This is a genomic window from Rhodococcus sp. PvP016, from assembly GCF_017832185.1.
Taxonomy (GTDB): Bacteria; Actinomycetota; Actinomycetes; order Mycobacteriales; family Mycobacteriaceae; genus Rhodococcoides.
This window is the reverse complement of sequence record NZ_JAFIBH010000001.1, coordinates 4452443-4472479: the sequence shown is the minus strand read 5'-3', so window position 1 is coordinate 4472479 and position 20037 is coordinate 4452443. Positions and strand designations below refer to the sequence as shown.

The 20037-nt window shown below is 68.3% G+C and carries 20 protein-coding genes; 15 read left to right on the top strand and 5 right to left on the bottom strand.

Annotated elements, in window-relative coordinates:
- Positions 1-34: 34 nt before the first annotated feature.
- Positions 35-523, bottom strand: a complete 489-nt coding sequence (locus tag JOE30_RS20965) for a hypothetical protein (protein WP_204868861.1) — start codon at positions 521-523, stop codon at positions 35-37.
- A gap of 93 nt (positions 524-616) precedes the next feature.
- On the opposite strand from JOE30_RS20965, the gene JOE30_RS20960 reads away from it, so the two are divergent.
- The 3 genes from JOE30_RS20960 to JOE30_RS20950 all read left to right on the top strand — a co-directional run bounded on the left by JOE30_RS20960 (position 617) and on the right by JOE30_RS20950 (position 3804).
- Entirely contained in the window at positions 617-1078 is a 462-nt protein-coding gene (locus JOE30_RS20960; RefSeq protein ID WP_204868860.1) for a hypothetical protein, read from the top strand.
- 10 nt (positions 1079-1088) lie between these two features.
- A complete protein-coding gene (locus JOE30_RS20955) occupies positions 1089-2579 on the top strand; it encodes a fatty acyl-CoA synthetase (RefSeq protein WP_204868859.1) in 1491 nt (496 codons plus the stop codon).
- Positions 2580-2688: 109 nt separating this feature from the next.
- Positions 2689-3804 carry a cellulase family glycosylhydrolase gene (locus tag JOE30_RS20950; RefSeq protein ID WP_204868858.1) on the top strand — a complete coding sequence of 372 codons (1116 nt, stop codon included), beginning with the start codon at positions 2689-2691 and terminating at the stop codon, positions 3802-3804.
- 16 nt (positions 3805-3820) lie between these two features.
- On the opposite strand, the gene JOE30_RS20945 is transcribed toward JOE30_RS20950, so the two are convergent.
- Entirely contained in the window at positions 3821-4387 is a 567-nt protein-coding gene (locus JOE30_RS20945) for an excalibur calcium-binding domain-containing protein (RefSeq protein WP_239532445.1), read from the bottom strand.
- Between the two features lie 98 nt (positions 4388-4485).
- Positions 4486-5838 carry an MmgE/PrpD family protein gene (locus JOE30_RS20940; protein ID WP_204868857.1) on the bottom strand — a complete coding sequence of 451 codons (1353 nt, stop codon included), beginning with the start codon at positions 5836-5838 and terminating at the stop codon, positions 4486-4488.
- 168 nt (positions 5839-6006) lie between these two features.
- Here JOE30_RS20940 and JOE30_RS20935 point away from each other — a divergent pair, with 168 nt between their 5' ends.
- Positions 6007-6819 carry a cyclase family protein gene (locus tag JOE30_RS20935; RefSeq protein ID WP_204868856.1) on the top strand — a complete coding sequence of 271 codons (813 nt, stop codon included), beginning with the start codon at positions 6007-6009 and terminating at the stop codon, positions 6817-6819.
- Entirely contained in the window at positions 6816-8231 is a 1416-nt protein-coding gene (locus tag JOE30_RS20930; RefSeq protein ID WP_204868855.1) for an MmgE/PrpD family protein, read from the top strand. The genes JOE30_RS20935 and JOE30_RS20930 overlap by 4 nt, the downstream gene beginning before the upstream one ends.
- Here JOE30_RS20930 and JOE30_RS20925 read toward each other — a convergent pair.
- Both JOE30_RS20925 and JOE30_RS20920 read right to left on the bottom strand, forming a co-directional pair.
- Positions 8228-9040, bottom strand: coding sequence for a CoA ester lyase (locus JOE30_RS20925; protein WP_204868854.1), 813 nt, complete (start codon positions 9038-9040; stop codon positions 8228-8230). The two genes, JOE30_RS20930 and JOE30_RS20925, sit on opposite strands and share 4 nt — an antisense overlap.
- A gap of 8 nt (positions 9041-9048) precedes the next feature.
- Positions 9049-9849, bottom strand: coding sequence for an IclR family transcriptional regulator (locus tag JOE30_RS20920; RefSeq protein WP_204868853.1), 801 nt, complete (start codon positions 9847-9849; stop codon positions 9049-9051).
- Positions 9850-10093: 244 nt separating this feature from the next.
- Here JOE30_RS20920 and JOE30_RS20915 point away from each other — a divergent pair, with 244 nt between their 5' ends.
- The 10 genes from JOE30_RS20915 to JOE30_RS20870 are packed head-to-tail and all read left to right on the top strand — an operon-like array spanning position 10094 to position 19867.
- On the top strand, positions 10094-11314 hold the full coding sequence (locus tag JOE30_RS20915; protein ID WP_204868852.1) for an ABC transporter substrate-binding protein: 1221 nt from the start codon (positions 10094-10096) through the stop codon (positions 11312-11314).
- On the top strand, positions 11311-12294 hold the full coding sequence (locus tag JOE30_RS20910) for a branched-chain amino acid ABC transporter permease (RefSeq protein WP_204868851.1): 984 nt from the start codon (positions 11311-11313) through the stop codon (positions 12292-12294). The genes JOE30_RS20915 and JOE30_RS20910 overlap by 4 nt, the downstream gene beginning before the upstream one ends.
- Positions 12291-13334, top strand: a complete 1044-nt coding sequence (locus JOE30_RS20905) for a branched-chain amino acid ABC transporter permease (protein WP_204868850.1) — start codon at positions 12291-12293, stop codon at positions 13332-13334. The genes JOE30_RS20910 and JOE30_RS20905 overlap by 4 nt, the downstream gene beginning before the upstream one ends.
- Positions 13331-14050: an ABC transporter ATP-binding protein gene (locus JOE30_RS20900; RefSeq protein ID WP_197027740.1), complete on the top strand. Its 720-nt coding sequence runs from the start codon at positions 13331-13333 to the stop codon at positions 14048-14050. The genes JOE30_RS20905 and JOE30_RS20900 overlap by 4 nt, the downstream gene beginning before the upstream one ends.
- Positions 14047-14751: an ABC transporter ATP-binding protein gene (locus JOE30_RS20895; protein WP_204868849.1), complete on the top strand. Its 705-nt coding sequence runs from the start codon at positions 14047-14049 to the stop codon at positions 14749-14751. Before JOE30_RS20900 ends, JOE30_RS20895 begins: the two co-directional genes overlap by 4 nt.
- Positions 14752-14779: 28 nt before the next feature.
- Positions 14780-15412, top strand: a complete 633-nt coding sequence (locus JOE30_RS20890; protein WP_204868848.1) for a hydantoin racemase — start codon at positions 14780-14782, stop codon at positions 15410-15412.
- Complete coding sequence (locus tag JOE30_RS20885; protein WP_204868847.1) at positions 15409-16776, top strand: FAD-binding protein; 1368 nt, start codon at positions 15409-15411, stop codon at positions 16774-16776. The genes JOE30_RS20890 and JOE30_RS20885 overlap by 4 nt, the downstream gene beginning before the upstream one ends.
- 12 nt (positions 16777-16788) lie before the next feature.
- A complete protein-coding gene (locus JOE30_RS20880) occupies positions 16789-18255 on the top strand; it encodes a dihydroorotase family protein (RefSeq protein WP_204868846.1) in 1467 nt (488 codons plus the stop codon).
- Complete coding sequence (locus tag JOE30_RS20875; RefSeq protein WP_204868845.1) at positions 18252-19439, top strand: CaiB/BaiF CoA-transferase family protein; 1188 nt, start codon at positions 18252-18254, stop codon at positions 19437-19439. Before JOE30_RS20880 ends, JOE30_RS20875 begins: the two co-directional genes overlap by 4 nt.
- A 26-nt stretch (positions 19440-19465) precedes the next feature.
- A complete protein-coding gene (locus JOE30_RS20870; protein ID WP_204868844.1) occupies positions 19466-19867 on the top strand; it encodes a hypothetical protein in 402 nt (133 codons plus the stop codon).
- Positions 19868-20037: the final 170 nt, after the last annotated feature.

Sequence of the window (20037 nt, the reverse complement as noted above, 5' to 3'; positions counted from 1 at the left end):
CGAGAAGGCCGGAGGCCGGTCGGGCAATCTCCAGTCAGGGGAGCAGGTGGGAGTACGCGGAGCAGGTCGACGCGACGCCGATGTAGACGAGTCCGTCCGACTGCTCGTCCGACCATCCGCGCACCCGCGTCCGGTCGGCGGTGTCGGCGAGGATGTCGATTCCGGTGCGTCCGACGGCGAGGTCCCGGCAGATCGAGGTGACCGAGGTGTCCATGAAGGCGGCGGTGTCCGGGTCGATCGGGTAGCCGGCCATCTGCATGATCTCGGCGAAGGCATCGAACGGTTCCTCGGCGGCCTGCTGGGCGAGGGGAGCGATCTGCACCGCCGGGGTGTCGAGCGCGACGGGCGTGTCGACTGCGGCGACCGGCGCGGCGGGTGCCGGGGCGTCCGAGGCGTTGGCCGTGGCGGGGGCACTGTCGGACAGCACCATAGTGGTGGTGGCTGCGCCGGCGAGCACGGTCACCGCGGCGCCGATCACCGCGATCCGTCGTCCGGTGCGAGTCGGTCGCCGATGTGCTGGCATCACGTGTCCTCGGTTGGTGGGTCAGTCGCTGACTTATACCCAATTCCGAGCAAAATGTTACTGGAGTCTCACAAGAACGAGGGAGACGCGCGCATGGAGAAGGTGACGGCCCGAACTCTCGGGGCCTGGGTCATCACGGTGAACCCCCGCAGGACCGATGTCGTCTCCTTGCTCGCCGACGGCCACGCGGGCGGTGACTGGTGCGTGGCGCCCAACTACCGGTCCCGGCTCATGGCGGCGGGTCAACCGATCCTGCTGTGGGTGAGCAACCGTTCCGGTGCGCACCCGGCACGGGGATTCTGGGGCGTCGGAACCGTGCTCGGCCCCGCTGTCGACATGCGGGATCCCGACGATCCGCGTCTGCACGTCCCGACCGAGATCACCACACTCGGCGAGCCCGTGACGGCCACGGAGTGCGCCGCGACGGCCGGGCTGGACCGACTCGAGATGCTCCGGTCGCCCCAGCAGTCGAATCCGTCCGTGGTCACCGCCTCGGAGTGGTCGCTCCTTCGCGCTCGTCTCGAACGGGCACCGGAGGCGCCCGGCCTTCTCTAGTGTCCGAGGTATGACAGCTGATGTTCGCGCGAGCACGGTCGACGCAGTCCTGACGCGGTCGGCGCGTCGGTACCCGGACCGGGCAGCCCTGGAGTTCGACGGTCGAACGCACACCTACGCGGAACTGGACGCGGTGGTGTCCCGAGTCGCTCGGTACCTGGTGTCGACGGGGCTCGCACCGGGAGACCGGGTGGCGGCCTACGGCACCAACTCAGACTCCTACATCGTCGGGTTCCTCGCCTGCTGCCGTGCCGGACTGGTGCACGTGCCGATCAACTACGCCCTGGTCGAGGACGAGCTGACCTACCTGGTCCGTCAGTCCGGAGCCCGCGCACTGCTGGTCGACGATGCTCTGGCATCGGCGGTCGACGCCGTGCGGAACGGTCTCGCTCTCGGCGTCGTGCTCTCTCTGCAGGAGCTTCTCGATCTTCCCGACGCGTCGGTCACGCTGCCCACGGTGCGGACCACGGATCTCGCCCAGTTGCTGTACACCTCGGGAACGACGTCGAAGCCCAAGGGCGCGATGATGTCTCACGGCGCTCTGGTGAGCGAGTACGTGTCGTCCGTCCTGGCGCTGGCGTTCACCGCCGACGACGCCCCACTCATCGCGATGCCGCTGTACCACTCGGCCGGCATGCACGTGTTCGCCCTGCCGTACCTGTCGGTCGGCGCGACGGTGCGTCTGATGGCGAAGCCGGACGTCGCAGAGATCCTGCGCCGTGTCGAGGCCGACCGCATAGGTTCGCTGTTCCTGGCGCCGACGGTCTGGGTCCCCTTGGCGGGGCACCCGGATCTCGAGACCCGCGATCTCTCGTCCCTGACCAAAGCTCAGTACGGGGCATCGATCATGCCGGTCACGGTGCTGGAGCGGCTGCGGGCGCGGTATCCGGACCTCCGGTTCTTCAACTGTTTCGGACAGTCGGAGATCGGTCCGTTGGCGACGGTGTTGCAACCGGCGGAGCACGACGCACGGCCCGCTTCGTGCGGGCGCGCGGTCTTCTTCGTCGAGACGCGGGTGGTGAACGCCGACGGAGAGGACGTGGCGGACGGTGAACCCGGCGAGATCCTCTACCGCTCACCGCAGTTGTGCGACGGGTACTGGGAGAACCCGGAGGCCACTGCAGAGGCCTTCCGTGACGGATGGTTCCACTCCGGTGATCTGGTGACCCGTGACGCGGAGGGATTCGTGACGGTGGTGGATCGCATCAAGGACGTCATCAACACCGGCGGCATCCTGGTGGCGTCGCGGGAGGTCGAGGACGCGATCTACACGCATCCGGCGGTGGCCGAGGTCGCGGTGATCGGCGTTCCGGACGAGAAGTGGATCGAGGCGATCACAGCGGTGGTGACGGTGAAGGACGGTCGTGCGGTGACCGCCGAGGAGATCATCGCCCACGTCTCTGGTCGTATCGCACCGTTCAAGATCCCCAAGCAGGTGCGGTTCATGGACGAATTGCCGCGTAACCAGAGCGGCAAGCTGCTCAAACGCGCGCTGAGGTGATCCACCCGGTGTTCGGCGTGTTACCTGTGTGACTGGTGTGACAGGTGGTACTTCTGACACGGAGAGCTGCCGCGTGTCGCGGTAGCCGAAGCGGTCGGGGGAGTCGGTCATGCAGGTCCGTGGACGCGTTGCGCAGATTCTGTTGGTGGTGGCGACGGTGATCGCAACCCTGTCGGTGCCGACCGCGTCGGCAGCGAGTCCGTATGTCGGACGCCAGGGCATCGGACTCAACGGCATCGACTTCCGGAGCAGCTCGAGCGCCCAGCAGGCGCAGGCGACCCGGGTCGCGGGCACGGGTGCCAAGTGGGTCCGCATCGAGATCGACTGGTGGTACGTCCAGGACGGTGGGCCGACGGCTTACAACTGGTCGGGTCCGGACGGTGCTGTGGCGGCGGCCAAGGCGAAGTCCCTCAACGTCCTGCTGCTCATCCAGAAGACACCGCCGTGGGCGCGGACCACGAGCGACGGCAGCACGCCGCCCACGAACCCGAGCGATTACGCGACGTTCGCCGCCAAGGTCGTGAGCAGGTACGCGCCGCAGGGGGTTCGGTCGTTCGAGGTGTGGAACGAGCCGAATCTGTGGATGTTCTGGGCCGACCCGGTGACGGGTAAGCCGAACGTGCAGGGTTACGTCGATCTGCTGAAGGCGGCCTACCCGAAGATGAAGGCCGCCACCACCAGTGCCATCAGCATCGTGGCGGCCGGACTGTCCCCTTACGGCACCACGGGTCAGAGTCCGGAAGGGCACGCCATCTCCCCGATCACGTACCTGGACCAGATGTACGACCTCGGCGCGGGTCCGTACTTCGACGCCGTCGGCTGGCACCCGTACACCGCGCCCGCGTTGCCGAACGACACCGCGGACTGGAACGCCTGGTCACAGATGAGCGTGGACTTCCGGAACCCGGACGGCACCGTCTATCAGAAGAGCGCACGCACGATCATGAGCGAGAACGGCGACGGCGGGAAGCTCATCGTCATGACCGAGGCCGGCGCGGCCACCGCCGGCGATCCCAGCGTCAGCGAGCAGGTGCAGGCGACGGCCTATCGGCAGGCCATCGACAACCGCCTGTCCTACTCGTGGGCCGGGCCGATCTTCTTCTACGAGACCACCGACCGGGCCGCGATGACCGCGGTGAACCCCGACAAGGAGAACTACTTCGGGGTCTACCGCTCGAACGGGGTGGCCAAGCCGGCGGTGGCGGTGCTCAAGAGCGTGCGCTGAGCGCACTCACAGGCTGTCACTCACACCCGACGCCGTCTCCGTCGCGGTCCAGGTGCGAGCCGTAACCGGGATCGCCTGCGTACACGGGTGCGGCGCCCGCATTCCTGGCCGCGGTGCAGTTCTTGTAGTACGCCGATCCGGACGACTCGGGAACGACGGCCGGCGCGACGTAGGGAGCCGGTGCGGGCACCGGCGCGACGAACGGCACGGGCGCCGGGACGTAGGCGCGGTCGACGTCGGGAACCTCGACGTACGGGGTCTCCACGTACGGCACCGTCGTGGTGGGCGGCGGTGCGTACACGGTGACGGTCTCGGGAGTGGTGGTGACGGCGGTGGTCGTCGACGTCGTGGTGGTCGGCCGCGGGGTGGTGGTCGTCGCGCGGGGAGTGGTGGTCGGTGCGGCCGACGTGGTGGTGAGGGTGGTCTCCGCGCTCGCGGCGACGGGTTCGGGTTCCTGCATCAGCCCCAGTCCGACGACGGACAGGCCCACGAAGGCGGCGACAGCGGCGGTGATCTTGCCCTTGTTGCCCTTCTTGCGGGACTCGATGTGGGGCGGCTGGAACGGCGGCGGATACGCGGTCATGCAGGTCCTCGGGTGAATGGCAGCAATGGGTCACACCACACGTCGCGCGGGGCGGGCGTCTCGTTACAGCGTGGTCGGTTTCCAGCCGTTCGCGCTGCTCAGGGCAGGGCGCTCAGAGTCCGGACCACGTCCGAAGAATGCAGGACATCGGTGACCACGCGATCGATCCGCCCGGCGTCCTCCGCGCCGACGAGCCGTTCGATCTTCTCCAGTATCTGTGTGTGGTCCAACGGGAAATGGTCGACGTCGCCCACCGGATCCGGCGAGCCGGCCGACAGGGTCTCGCCGGAGACGAGGACGATGTCGACCTCCGCGGCGCGTCGGTCGGGCAGCAGGGCAGTGAGTGCGGGTGACGACTCGACGTCCACCCGTGCGCTGAACTCCTCCGCTGCACGGAAGGTCGCGCTGCCGGGCGTCAGGGTCGCCGCGTCGATGCTTCCGGCCACCACCGCGGCGGACACCACGAACGGCAGCGAGAACATCGCGCCGAGCCGCGTCGAGGGGTGCCGACCGAACAGTGGTTCCGCCAGCGCGTGGGTGCGGACGCGCACACTCTCGATGTCGGCGGGATCCAGGTTCGTGCGCAGAGCCTGCACGATGTCGACGGCGGCGTGGGTGTACGAGCAGCTGGCATGGCGTTTCGCGTACCCCTGGTCGAGGGCGAACGCGCCGTCCGGCGCCGGTGCGAGCCTGTCGGCATCGAGAGTGCCGACGATGTCCCCCAGAGTCGCCGCCGCCGCGCCGCTGTTGTGCACCAGTCCCGCCGAGGACAACCGCGCGGCGTCGAGTCCCGCACGGACGGCGCCGCCGATCCACAGGTTCCGGGCGAAGTTGCCTGCGAGCACCACGGCCCACGGTGCGACGTGCACGAGCGCGGTCGAGGCGTCGATCGCGGCCACCGTGCGCTCGGCGTCGAGATCCCAGACGACGGCAGCGGCAGCAGCAGCGCCGGTCGCTCCCCAGTGTCCGTGGGTGTGCCACCGCGGGTCGCGGGTCAGTGCGGCACCGAAGCGGGTGGCCACCTCGTACCCGGCCACCACGGCGGCGACGAACCGGTCGCCCGCCACCGGCTGCGCGCTGAGTCGGGCAGCTGCGATGGCAGCCGGAAGCACATGGGCGGCAGGGTGCCCCGCCGCGTACTTGTTGCCCTCGTCCAGTTCCAGGCAGCACGAGGCGATCGCGTCCAGGTAGGCCGCGGTCTCCGCGCCGGTGTGGGCGCCGCGACCGATGGTGGCCGTCGTGCCCGGTTCGGCTCGCCACCGCGTGAGAAGTGCGGTCAGTTCCGGTGTCCGCGCTCCTGCCAGGGTGACGCCCAGGAGGTCGAGCAGCACGGTGCGGATCCGACTCTCGTACGCGGTACCGGTCGCGGGTAGGTCGACGCAGAACCGCGCCAGATCATCGATGCGCGTCCGCACGTGTTCCGCTGGAAGGAACGAGGCCGAGTCGGTCATGCGGCAACGCTAGGACCGACGCTCGTGCAGGTCAATACATCTGCCGGACGTGATCAGGGCTGCTAGGGTCGGCATCGACAACAGTCAGGCATTCCTGTGTCTCCGGTGTTGATCCGCTCAGCGGAACAGTGCGCACCGTGAACCCAGTCCAGAGGAGAGAATCGAGCCATGTCGGACAGACTTCTCGAGGCCGTCACGGCCGGTGTACGCACGGTCGATCTCGGACGCCAGCTGCGGGTCGGTATGCCGCAGTCGCCGAATCACCCGCAGTTCTGGCACACGCTTCCGCGTCGGCACGGCGACATGACCCGGTCGGACGGTGGCAGCGCCGCGAACGACATGATCACCACCGGAACGCATGTCGGTACCCACATCGACGCGCTCGCCCACGTCTCCCACGAGGGAAAGATGCACGGCGGTGTCAATGCGGCCGAGGCCGGTGTCGGCGGCAAGTACGTCGAGCTCGGGGTGCACACGATCGCGCCGATGATCCGCCGCGGCATCCTGCTCGACATTCCGGCCGTGCGCGGAACCGAGCGACTCGAGGGCGGCGACGAGATCACGGTCGACGATCTCGAGTCCGCCTGCGCCGCCCAGGGTGTCGAGGTGTCGGCCGGCGACGTCGTGTTGATCCGCAGTGGGTGGGCGCAGTTGTTCGACGAGGGTCAGCCCTATGTCGGTGGCCCGTCCGGGGTTCCCGGTGTCGGCGAGCCCGGCGCGCAGTGGCTCGCGTCCCGAGAGGTGCACGCCGCGGGCGCCGACACCATCGCCTTCGAGCGCCTCGCGCCGGGCGGTGGCCACGCGCTGCTCCCCGCTCATCGAGTGTTGTTGGTGGAGAGCGGCATCTACATCATCGAGGCCCTCGATCTCGAGGAGCTCGCACGCACCCGGACGTACGAGTTCACCTTCGTCCTGGTGCCGCTCAACATCTTCGGCGCCACGGGATCGCCGGTGCGCCCACTCGCGGTGGTGTCGGCATGACCGAGTCCACACTCGCCCGCACGCTGGCGGAGTTCGCGGTGGAGCACTCGTTCGAGGATCTGCCGGTCGACGTGGTCGACAGCATCGGGCTCCGCGTCCTCGACACGCTCGGGATCGCGATCGCGGCCACGGAACTCGACACCAGCGCGATGGCCACCGCGTGGGCGCGGGAGCAGGGCGGCCGTGCCGTCGCCTCGGCTGTCGGCGTAGAGGAGAACCTCCCGCCGACCCTCGCGGCCTTCGTCAACGGGGTGCTCGCGCACTCCCTCGATTTCGATGACACTCACCTGCCTTCAGTGCTGCACCCGAGTGCGTCGGTCGTGCCGGCCGCACTCGCGGCGGCGCAGCAGCACGGCGCCTCCGGCCGGGACCTGGTGCGCGGTATCGCCATCGGCCTCGAGGTGTGTGTCCGCCTCGGCATGGCGGGCTTCGATCCGGAGACGAAGAACTCGGTGTTCTTCGAGAACGGACAGCACGCCACGTCCATCTGCGGAGCCATGGGCGGCGCGGCGGCTGCCGCGGTGATCGGCGGCGCCTCGGCCGACGGGATCGTCGACACGCTCGGTATCGCGGCGTCGATGGCGGCCGGCATCATCGAGGCGAACCGCACCGGCGGCACGGTCAAGCGCATGCACTGCGGGTGGGCGGCGCACTCGGCCGTGTCCGCGGCGGGCCTCGCTCGGCACGGCATCACCGGACCGCCGACGGTGCTCGAGGGCAGGTTCGGATTCTTCCAGGCGTGGCTTCACCAGAGCGGGCGCGCCGCCGAGATCACCGACGGCCTGGGCAGCACCTGGGCCGCGCCGGGTCTCTTCGTGAAGCCCTACCCGGCCAACCACTTCACACACGCGGCTCTCGACGCGGCGGCGGCGTTGCGTAGTCGGGGCATCACGCCGGCGGACGTCGAGCGGTTCGTCCTCGGTGTCCCCGCTGCCAACCTCCGGACCATCGGCGAACCCATCGAGGTCAAGCGCACACCGCAGACCGGGTACATGGCACAGTTCAGCGGGCCGTACGCGGTGGCGGTGGGCATGCTCGGTGGCGGTGGACTCGGTGCGGTACTGGACGACTACACCGACGAGAAGGCCACGTCGGCGGAGCGTCGCGACATCATGGCGCGCGTCGACGTCGCCCCGGACGCACAGTGCGACGCCATCTTCCCGCACCAGTTCCCGGCCGTTCTCACGGCGCATCTCACCGACGGCACCACCGTCGTCGAAGAGGTGTTGACCACGCGCGGCGGACCGGACCGCCCGTTGTCGTTCGAGGACGTTCGAGCAAAGTTCACGGCCAACGTCGACGGCCTGCTGAGCGTGCAGGCAGCCGACGCCTTCGCAGCGCAGTGCGCCGGCCTCGCCGACCTCGAGGACCCGGGTGTGCTGTTCGATTCGGTTCGCACCCTGGGGAATTAGAGTCGGACGCGGGCCAGGATTTCCCGGGCGCCGCGGACCACGGCCTCGTCGACGAAGCGTCCGTCGTCGTCGACCGTGGGCCCGCCGGCCGCCCGGTCGAACAGGTCGACGAGGCGCACGGCCCGGCGTACGTCGTCCGCCGCCGGCGTCAGGGCATCGTTGATCACGGGCACCTGACCGGGATGCACCGCGGTGCGGGAGCGGAAGCCCATGTGCACGAAGTGCGCGGTGGTGGTGACGAATGCGTCGAGGTCGCGAAAATCGGTGGAGGTCGGTGCGATCGGTGCCTCCAGACCCGCTGCTGCGCAGCCGATCACGATGTCCGCGCGGATGGCGTCGACCACGTGCTCGGTGTCCGCCGCGCGGGTGATCCGCAGATCGGCCAGCAGGTCCACCTCGCCGATGCCGACGGTCACCAGTCGGGAACTGCTTGCCAGGTCGGTCAGGCCGCGTAGGGCGGCTGCGGTCTCCACCAGACCCACCATCGCGATGTCCGCGTCTCCGAGTCGCTCGTCCGCCTCCGTGAGGGAGGCGGTCGAGCATTTGGCCACGATGATTCCCGTGACGCCGGGACGGTTCGCCGCGGCGAGGTCCTCGGCGAGGAACTCGGGTGTCACGCGAACCCACACCTGCGCTCCACCCTTGCGCGGACGGTCCAGCCATTGCGCGACATCGGTTCTCGCCGTGTCCTTCTGCGCGAGTGGGACCGCGTCCTCGAGATCGAGGATGACGGCGTCGGCCGGTCCCGAGGCGGCCTTGTCGAACAGGGCGGGCTTCACGGCCGGCACGTAGAGGAACGAGCGCGGCATGCGGCGGGTCATCGGGCGGCCCGCGCTTCGAGGCTCTGCGTGATCGCGCGTGCGGCGGCCAGCACCTGACCGGCGTGCGCCACGTGATCGTCGTCGGCGGTGGCGGAGTAGCGGAAGGCCGGTCCGGAGGAGCTGACGGAGCCGAGCACGTGGCCTGCCGCGTCGAAGAACGGGGCGGCGATGGAGGCGGCGCCGGTGTTGCGCTCGTTGATGGAGGTCCCGTAGCCGGTGTCCCGGATCTCCTGGAGCCGCGCCAGGAACGTCGTCTCGTCGGCGTCCGGAGTACTTCCCCTCAGTTCCTCGAAGGCTTCGTGCGCGTAGTGCGGCGGGAGGAACGCGAGGATGGCGCGGCTCGATGCGCCGGAGTGCAGCGGGTACTGCGGGCCGATCTCCACCACCATCTTCACCTCCTGCGGGCTCTCGTACTGGTCCAGGTAGACCCGTCGATGTCCCACCAGCACGGACAACGTCGCCGTCTCGAGAGTCTGCGCACGCAGTCGACGCAGGATCGGAGCGGCGATGGAACGGACGTCGAGCTGGCTCCATGCCTTCGTGCCGAGTCCGATGGCCGCGGGTCCGAGGGAGTAGGTGGACTCGCCCGCCACCGGCTGCACGATCGAGCGCGATGCCAGGGACTGCAGGATCCGGTGCACCACAGCCTTGCTCAGGTCCAGGCGGCGCGCGAGCTCCGTGACACCCAGCGCACGGTCGGATTGCGCGAAGGACAGCAGGACGTCGGCCACCCGATCCGCCGATTCGGTTCCCGTCGACGCGGAGTCGGTGCCGGTCGAGCTGGTAGTTGCGGCCATGGGGCCAACCTTCCACATTCGCTGAGTACGTGCGCGGGTTCGACGCGTTCCGCTGAGCGAACCATACGCGTAACAAGAAAGTCATCAAAGAGCCTGTTCTAGCCCAGTGATGCGTGTAATACTCAGTACTGCAGGGAATAGCCACCCACTAAGTGGTGCGCTGAGCGGAACACAGGCCGTGTCCTTCGGTCACACGGTTTCCCGAGACTCGGCGCCTCGATCGGCGCGGAAGGCAGATCCAATCATGAGAAAAGTCGTAGGCGTGCTCGCCGCAGTGGCCCTTCTGGGCACGGCTGCGTGTGGATCCTCGTCCGGATCGGACGGTTCGGGTCCCATCAAGATCGGATCCGTGCACCCCACCACCGGTGCTCTGGCCGGTGTCGGTGGACTGATGAACGACGGTGCCGCACTGGCCGTCGAGGACATCAACGGTGCCGGCGGTATCGCCTCGCTCGAGGGACGTCCGCTGGAACTCGTCACCGGCGACAGCCAGGGCAAGGCGGAGGTCGGCCAGAGCGAGGCGCAGCGTCTGATCGACGACGGCGCGGTCGCCCTGGTGGGCACCTATCAGAGTGACGTGACGCAGAACGTCGCGTCGGTCGCCGAGCGCTCGCGGGTGCCGCTGGTCATCGACGTCGCGGTCGACGACAAGATCCTCGACCAGGGCTACCAGTACGCGTTCCGCATTCAGCCGAACGCCTCCAGCATGGGCACCGACGGCGCCAAGGCGCTCGCGGCCATCGAGGAGCAGACCGGCCAGCCGATCGATCGGGTGTCCTACCTGCACATCGAGGGCTCCTTCGGAGACAGCGTGTTCGACGCCTTCGAGAAGGAAGCCGCGAACCAGGGCATCTCCTCGGTGCAGGAGATCACCTACCCGGCCACCAACTTCTCCGACGCCACGACGCAGGTGCGCGAGGCCGCGGTCTCCAACCCCGACGTCATCGTCGCCACGGGCTACTACCCGGACGGTCTGCTCATCGCCAAAGCCGTCGAGCAGTTGAACGTGAACGTCAAGGGTGTCTACGGCATCGCCAACGGTGCTTTCGACGACAGTTCCTTCCCGGCTGCCGCCGGCACCGCCGGTGAGGGCGTGCTGTCCGCCAACTACCACTTCGATGCCACCAGCGATCGGGTCAACGACATCCGCTCGCGCTTCGAGGAGAAGTACGGCCGTCCGATGGAGACGGCGGCGATGCTGTCCTACCAGGCCGTCGAGGTCATCGCGGCCGGGCTCGAGGACGGCGCCGACGCAGATCCGGAAGCGTTGCGCGAGGCCATCTCCGGGGTGACCATCGACGACCCGCTGCTCGCCTTCTCCGGGCCCATCCAGTTCGACGAGACCGGTCAGAACTCCAACGCGACGGTCATCGTGATGCAGGTGCGCGACGGCCAGGTCACCCAGGTCTTCCCGGACGAGTTCGCCACCGAGGCCATCGAGTTCCCCGCGGGAGCCGGCCGGTGACGGTCGTCGCCGAGAGCGCGGCCACGGAGAAGACCCGGCGCGCCGTGAATCCCGGTGTCACCGTGGGGGGAGCGCTCGTCGTGATCCTCGCCGTCATCTTCTTCGTCGGTGGCAAGGACCAGGGCCTGGTCGGCCAGGCCATCGTGTCCGGTCTGCTGCTCGGCGGGGTCTACGCACTGATCTCGGTCGGCCTGACACTCATCTTCGGAGTGCTCGGCATCGTGAACTTCGCCCAGGGCGCGATGCTGACCCTGGCGATGTACATCGTGTACGCGCTGTCGACGGCGGGGTTGCCCGTCTATGTGGCAACGCTTCTCGCGGTTCCCGTCATGTTCGTGTTCGGCATGATCGTGCAGGCCACCCTGCTGACCAAGCTCACCATCGGCGGGAGTCACGAGGGTCCGCTGCTGGTGACCCTCGGGTTGTCGTTGCTCATCATCAACGTGCTCCTCATGGTCTTCGGCGGTCGGCCCAAGTCGGTCGAGGCGCCCGTGGACGGATCGATCTCCATCCTCGGCACCGTCGCGGCCTGGCCTCGGGTGCTCGCATTCGTCGGTGCCGCGGTCGTGGCGATCGCGCTGAAGTCGGTGCTCGAACGCACGCGCCTCGGGTTGTCGATCCGGGCCGTGGCGTCGAACTCGGAGGGCGCCAAGCTCGTCGGAGTCGACATCGGCCGTGTCTACGCGCTGACGTTCGGTATCGGCGCGGCGTGTGTGGCCGTCGCCGGCGGTCTGATGACACCGTTCACGTCCCTCACCCCGTCGGTGGGCGAGCAGTTCACGATCCTCGCGTTCGTCATCGTGGTGCTGGGCGGCCTCGGCAGTGTGGTCGGAGCCATGGTCGGCGGCATCGTCATCGGTCTGGTCCAGACGGTCGGCGCTCTGTACCTCCCCGGTACCGGATCGCTGATCCTCGTCTTCGCCGTGTTCGTCATGGTGCTCTTTCTCAAGCCCGAAGGTCTGTACGGAGGACGCCGATGACCACCACGACGGAAGTCTCGACGGACTCCGCGTCCGACACGCGTCTGAAGGACCCTTGGCTGCGACGCCAGTTGCTCACGCTCGTCATCGGATTCGTGGTCGTCGCCGCGTTCCCGCTCGTGCTCGGCGAGCAGGCGCAGACGGTCGCGGTCCGCACGCTGATCTTCGCGATCATGGCGGTCGGCTGGAATCTCATGAGCGGCTTCGGCGGCATGTTCAGCTTCGGTCACGCGGCGTTCTTCGGCATCGGCGCGTACACCGGTGCGTATCTGCTGGTGGAGCACGGCATCTCGCCGTGGATCTCCATGCTCGTCGGCGCCGTGGTGTCCGCCGCGGTGGGCACCACCATCGCCTACCTGTGCCTGCGCTACCGACTGGCCGGGTCGTACTTCGCCCTGGCGACGTTCGCCTTCGCGCAGATGTTCCTGCTGCTCGTGCAGAACCTCGAGGTCTTCAACAAGACCGAGGGCTTCAACGTGCCGATCCTGCCGCGTGATTCGTGGTGGATGCTGCAGTTCGAGAAGGGCAGTGCCAACTACCTGTGGATCCCGTTGGTGATCCTGGCGCTCGCGGTGCTGGGAACCATCTTCTACGTCCGGTCCCGGCCGGGGCAGTACGTGCAGGCGATCCGTGACGACGCCACCGCGGCAGCTTCTCTCGGCATCGACACGATGAAGTACCGGCTCATCGCGGTCGCGGCGAGCTGCGCCCTCACGGCCGTGGCCGGCGTGTACTACGTGCAGTACTACTTCTTCGTCGGGCCCGAGCAGGCGTTCGGATCCGCGGTGTCCGTCGAGGCCATCGTCCCGGCCGTCATCGGCGGCATCGGGACCATCTGGGGACCGGTGCTCGGCGCCGCGGTCATCGGGCCGCTGTCGGAGCTCATCAACGAGCTGCTGCGCAACCCGCCGGCGTTCCTCGAGTTCCTGCAGGGATCCATCGGACTCGACGTGGCGGTCTACTCGGTGATTCTCATCCTGATCGTGATCTTCCTGCCCAAGGGGATCTTCGGCACGATTCGCGAGAGGTGGCGCAAGTGAGCGTCCTCAGTATCGAGAATCTGAGCAAGTCGTTCTCGGGCATCCACGCGGTGCGCGACGTCAGCATCGACGTCCCGGACGAGCAGTTTCTCGGCATCATCGGCCCCAACGGCGCCGGCAAGACCACCCTGTTCTCTCTGCTGGCCGGCGAGCAGCCGCCCACGTCGGGTCGGGTGATCTTCGACGGCACCGACATCACGGGGTGGCCCGCGGACCGCATCGCCCGCGCGGGTCTCGTGCGGACGTTCCAGTTGATGCGGCCGTTCGAGTCGATGTCCGTCCTCGAGAACGTCACCATCGCCGCACTGTCCAAGCGGAAGTCGCGGAAGGACGCGCGTCGGCACGCCCTCGAGGTGCTCGACCGGGTACAGCTCTCCGACCAGGTGGGCGGGACGGTGTCGACGATGTCGACGGCCGGACTCAAGCGCCTGGAGCTGGCCCGCGCCCTCGCCATGGAACCGCGGGTGGTCCTGCTCGACGAGGTGCTCGCGGGACTCGTTCCGGCGGAACGTGCGCCGATGATCGAGCTGCTGCGCTCCCTGCACAGTGGCGGGCAGACCGTCCTGTTCGTCGAACACATCATGGCCGCGGTCATGGCGTTGTCCGAGCGCCTGGTCGTCATGCACGAGGGCGCGGTCCTCACAGCGGGGGATCCGCGCACCGTCATCGAGGACCACCGCGTCGTCGAGGCCTACCTGGGTGAGGAGACCGCATGATGCTCGAGATCGACGATCTGCACGCCGGCTACCGGCGACTGGAGATCCTGCACGGTGTCACGATGCATCTGGAGAAGGACGAGATCGTCTCTCTCATCGGCGCCAACGGTGCCGGCAAGACCACGACGCTGCGTGCCCTGTCGGGCCTGGTGACGCCCAGCAAGGGCCGCATCATGTTGGACGGCACCGACATCAGTGGCAACCGCGCCGATCGCATCGTCCGGTCGGGACTCGTGCACGTCGCTCAGGACCGCGCACTCTTCGGTTCGCTGCCGGTCTCCGAGAACCTGGAGATGGGCGCGTACACCCAGAAGCGCGGGTCCACGAAGGAGTCGCTCGACCGCGTCTTCGATCTGTTCCCCATTCTCGCCGAGCGGCGAACCCAGCGTGCGGACACCATGTCGGGCGGTCAGCAGCAGATGCTGGCCATCGGCCGCGCCATGATGTCGAAGCCGCGTGTGCTCACGCTCGACGAACCGTCCGTCGGCCTGGCGCCGAAGCTCGCCGCCGAGGTCCTCGAGGCCATCGTCCGGATCCGCGAGACCGGGGTGACCGTGCTGATCGTCGAGCAGAACGCCGCACAGGCTCTCGCGATCTCCGACCGCGCCTACGTCATCGAGAGCGGATCCATCGTGCTCACCGGTACGGGAGCCGAGCTCGCCCACGACGATCGCGTCAAGGCTGCGTACCTCGGCATCTGATGCCGCACCTCTCGTCAGGAGTTTCCCCGTGCGATTGCTCGCATACACCCCCATCCATGTCGACTTCGCCGAGTTCCGGCGACGTCAGGAGCGGTACGACGCACTGAGCCCCGCGGGCGTGTCCGTCGTCCTGCGCAACATCGGTCCCGATGCTCCGCGCGCGTTGGACACCGAGACCGACGTCCGAGCGTCCGAAGTGGCACTGGCTGCCGCCTTCCGCGCGTCCGATCCGGACGAGTTCGACGGGTACCTGCCCGACTGCGTGCTCGATCCGTGTGCGGAGGAGGCCGACTCCTTCGAGCGTCCCCTGTACGGACTGACCCGGCTCACCGCGTCGTTCTACGCCTCGCAGGGCCACCGCCTCGGCGCCCTCGCGCGCAATGCCGCCATCGCGGCCGAGCTCGATCGCCGGGTGGCGGGCTACGGCATCGCCGCCGAGCCGACCGTCGTCATGGACCTGTCGTTCGACGACATCGCGGACTCGCGGGCCTGGGCCGACGCGGTCACTGTCCACGCTCGTGCGCTCACGTGCTCGGTGGCCATCAACGCGTGCTCGGCGGTCGACCTCACCGGTCCCCGGACCACACCGCTGGTCGTGGACCCCACGGCCACCGCCCTGCGCCTGCTGGCGCTGCGCGACGAGTTGGAGATCGCCTCATGAGCGCGGACGGACCCGATCTGGTCGTCGCCGGTGCCGGCGGTGGACTGATCGCCGCGCTGCGTGCTGCCGAGCGCGGACTGGACGTGCTGGTCGTCGAGGCCAGCGACCACTTCAAGCGCGGCAACAACACCGCGATGTCGACGGCCATGATCCCCGGTGCGGGGTCTCGCTGGCAGCGCGAGGCGGGCATCGAGGACTCCCCGGAGACGTTCGTCGAGGACGTGCTCCGTAAGACGAAGGGCACGGCCGACGCGGAGCTCGCCGGAGCCCTTGCTCGGGTCAGCGCGCCTCTCGTCGAATGGATGGCAGATCACCTCGACGTGCCGCTGTCACTGGTCACCGATTTCGCCTACCCCGGTCACTCGGCACTGCGCTGCCACACCGTCGAGGGTCGGCACGGCAGCGTGTTGCTCGAGCACCTGGTGCGGGCGGTGACGGCGGAGCCGCGCATCGACGTGCTGGCACCGGCCCGGCTGACCGACGTCCGCGTCGACGACGGTCGCGTCACCGCCGCGGTCATCACGCTCCCCGACGGGTCGACCGAGACGATTCCCACCGACGCGGTCCTGTTGGCAACCAACGGGTACGGCGGTGACCACGAGCGGGTCGCCGCCCACGTCCCCGAGATCGCGCAGGCTCGCTACCACGGCAGCGAGCACTCTCGCGGAGATGCGCTCACCATCGGTGACCGTCTCGGTGCCGCGACCGCGTATCTCGATGCGTACCAGGGGCATGCGGCGCTGTCGAAGAAGGCGTCGACCCTGGTCGGGTGGGCCACCGTCATGCACGGCGGCGTCGTCCTCGACCTCACGGGGCGACGCTTCGGCGACGAGACGACGGGCTACTCCGAGTACGCCGCCCATCTCGCGGCCCGCCCGCAGTCCGAGGGCGTCATCGTCATCGACCGCGACATCCACGACAAGTGCCTGTCGTTCAACGACTTTCGTCAGACGGTCGATTCGGGTGCCGTCGTGTGGGCGGACACGCCTGCCGAGCTGGCCGACACGCTGGGGCTCCCTGCCGATGTGGTCGTCGACGAACTCGCGGCGGTCGAGAGGTTCGCGCGGGGTGAGGAGTCGGACCCGCACGGGCGCACCTCGTTCGAGCACGAACTCGTCGGCCCCTACGCCGCGATCCGCATCGTCCCTGCGCTCTTCCACACCCAGGGCGGTCTCGTCGTCGACGGGAACGCTCGGGTCCTGCGGCCCGACGGCACCGCGATCGAGGGACTGTTCGCCTCCGGCGGCGCCGCGATGGGCATCTCGGGCCACGGCGCCGCGGGGTACCTCGCCGGCAACGGACTGCTGCCCGCACTCGGACTCGCTTATCTGGCCGCAGATGTCGTGGCCGGTACTCATCACTAGAGAAGGATTGTCATGACGAAGCTTCTGATCACCAATGCCCGTGTCGTGCGACCCGGAACCGACCACCCCGAGGACGGCGAGTTCCTCGACCTGCTGATCGAGGACGGGAAGTTCACCCGCATCGAGGCGGGGATCGATCCGTCGAGCGCCGACACCGTCGTCGACGCTGCCGGCAAGGTCGCCTTCCCCGGTGTGGTGGACGCGCACCAGCACTGGGGCATCTACAACCCGCTGGGCGAGGACGCCTACACCGAGTCCAGGGCCTGCGTGCAGGGCGGTGTCACCACCTCGCTGTCCTACATGCGCACCGGTCAGTACTACATGAACACCGGCGGCTCCTACGCCGACGTGTTCCCGACGGTGCTCGAGGCCACCGAGGGCAAGCCGTTCGTCGACTACGCGTACCACCTAGCGCCGATGTCGAAGGAGCACATCGCCGAGATCCCCTCGCTCATCACCGATCACGGTGTGACGTCGTTCAAGATCTTCATGTTCTACGGCAGCCACGGTCTGCACGGGCGCTCCGCCGACCAGAGCGAATTCCTCATGACGCCGGAGGGTGAGCGCTACGACCTCGCGCACTTCGAGTTCGTCATGCGCGGCATCCAGGCCGCACGGGAGCAGCTCGGTGACAAGGCCGATCACATCTCGCTCTCGCTGCACTGCGAGACCGCCGAGATCATGAGCGCCTACACCAAGCTCGTCGAGGAGGAGGGAACGCTCACCGGCCTCGCGGCGTACAGCGCCTCGCGTCCGCCGCACTCCGAGGGGCTCGCGGTCACGATCGCGTCGTTCCTCGCCGACGAGACGCAGCTGCCCAACATCAACCTGCTGCACCTCTCCTCCCGCAAGGCTCTCACCGCCGCGATGCGGATGGCGAAGGCGTTCCCGCACGTGAACTTCCGTCGCGAGGTGACCATCGGTCACCTGCTCGCCGACATCGACACCGCCTACGGTCTGGGCGGCAAGGTCAACCCGCCGCTGCGTCCGCGCGACGACGTCGAGGCCCTGTGGGAGCACCTGCTCGGCGGCGACATCGACTGGGTGGTCAGCGATCACGCGTGCTGCAAGGACGAGAAGAAGTTCGCCGAGGATCGTGGCGACATCTTCGCGGCCAAGTCGGGATTCGGCGGCGCCGAGTACCTGCTGCCGGGACTGGTCAGCGAGGGCCGCAAGCGCGGACTCAGCTGGCGCCGCATCGCGGAGCTCACCTCGCTCAATCCCGCTCGTCGCTACGGACTTCCGGGCAAGGGCGAGATCGCCGTCGGCATGGACGCCGACCTGGCACTGGTCGATCCCGATCACACCTGGACGGTGCGTCCCGAGGACTCCGAGTCCACGCAGGAATACACCCCCTTCGAGGGCTTCGAACTCGGCGCGAAGGTCACCGACACGTTCGTGCGTGGTCACCGTGTTCTCGACAACGGCGCTGTCGCGGGGGAGCCGACCGGCCGTTACCTGCACAGGCCCTACAAGTGACCGGGCCCCTGGAGGGGATTCGCGTTCTCGACGCGTCCACCATCCTCGCCGGCCCGCTGGTCGCCCAGATCCTCGGCGATTTCGGTGCCGACGTCATCAAGATCGAGCACCCCACCAAGCCGGACGGGATGCGCGGGCACGGTCTGGACAAGGACGGGCACCCGTTGTGGTGGACGATGGTCAGCCGCAACAAGCGCGGCATGACGCTGAACCTCGGTAAGCCCGAGGGTGCCGACGTCTTCCGCAAGCTCGTCGCGGACGCCGACGTGGTGGTGGAGAACTTCCGGCCGGGCACCTTCGAGAAGTGGGGCCTCGGCTACGACGTGCTGTCCGAGATCAATCCGGGTCTGATCCTGTTGCGTGTCACCGGTTTCGGTCAGACCGGGCCCTATTCGACGAGGCCGGCGTTCGGCACCCTGGTCGAGTCGATGAGCGGGTTCGCCCACCTCACCGGCTCGGCCGACGGGCCGCCGACGCTTCCCGCCTTCGGTCTGGCGGATTCGCTGGCCGGCATCGCGGGATCGTCGGCGGTCTCGATGGCCCTGCTGCACCGGACGAAGACGGGTAAAGGCCAGCAGATCGATCTCGATCTGCTGAGCCCCATCATGACGGCGGTCGGGCCCGGCATCATCTACGCCGACCAGTTGGGCATCGACCAGGAGCGCACCGGTAACCGGTCGAGCAACAATGCGCCCCGCAATCTCTATCGGACCAAGGACCAGCACTGGCTGGCCATCTCCACCAGTGCCAACTCCATCGCCGAGCGCGTTCTCCGCCTCGTCGGTCACCCCGAGGTACTCGACGAGCCGTGGTTCGCCACCGGCCGTCAGCGCGCGGCCCACGCCGACCTGCTCGACGGATACGTCGGTGGGTGGATCGCCGAGCGCACGCGCGACGAGGTGATCGCGGCGTTCGAGGAGGCCGGCGCGGCGGTCGCCCCCGTCTACAAGCCGAGCGAGTTGCTCGACGATCCGCAGGTCAATGCCATCGAGATGGTCACCACTGTCGAGGACGACGAGCTCGGGCCGGTGCGCATGCAGAACGTCATGTGGCGCATGGGGGAGAGTCCCGGCAGCATCCGCCACACCGGTCGCCCCCACGGTGCCGACACCGACACCGTGCTCGCCGAGCTCGGTCTCAGCGACGACGAGGTGCGCACCCTGCACGAGACCGGCATCGTCTGACCGCTCGAGTGGGCACACTGGTGTCCATGACGTCAGCACAGCGTGTCGCGAAGGATCTCGGTCGACGGCTTCTCTGGTGGGGCGGCGGCAGTGTCGCAGTCGGTGCCGCCGCAGCGCTGGGCGGCGGGTCTCCCGCCGTCCGTGCCTTCGGTATCCAGACCGCGGGCTGGGGCGCCATCGACCTCGCCATCGCCGGGATCGGGGCGGCCCGGTCCACCGAGGTGACGGCCGACAAGCTGCGGAAGACGTTGTGGATCAACACCGGACTCGACGTCGTCTACGTCGCTCTGGGTGCACATCTCCTGTACCACCGGCCCACCTTCGGCGGGAGGGTGACGCCGGAGCAGTCGTCCGGGCACGGTGCCGCCGTCGTCGTGCAGGGTGCGGCTCTCCTGGCGCTCGACAGCGTGCACGCGAAGCGCGTGTGACTCAGGACTCGGCATACCGTCCGGTCCGAGGGGCACACTGGACTGGAGTCCGCGGACCGACGTGGGCCTCGTGGCCGGTGCGTCCGTCGGGGGCGCACCGGCCGCCCTCATTCGGTGGTGTTGAAATCCCCACCGTGTAATTCTCGTTTGTCAAGTACCGACACGTGCTG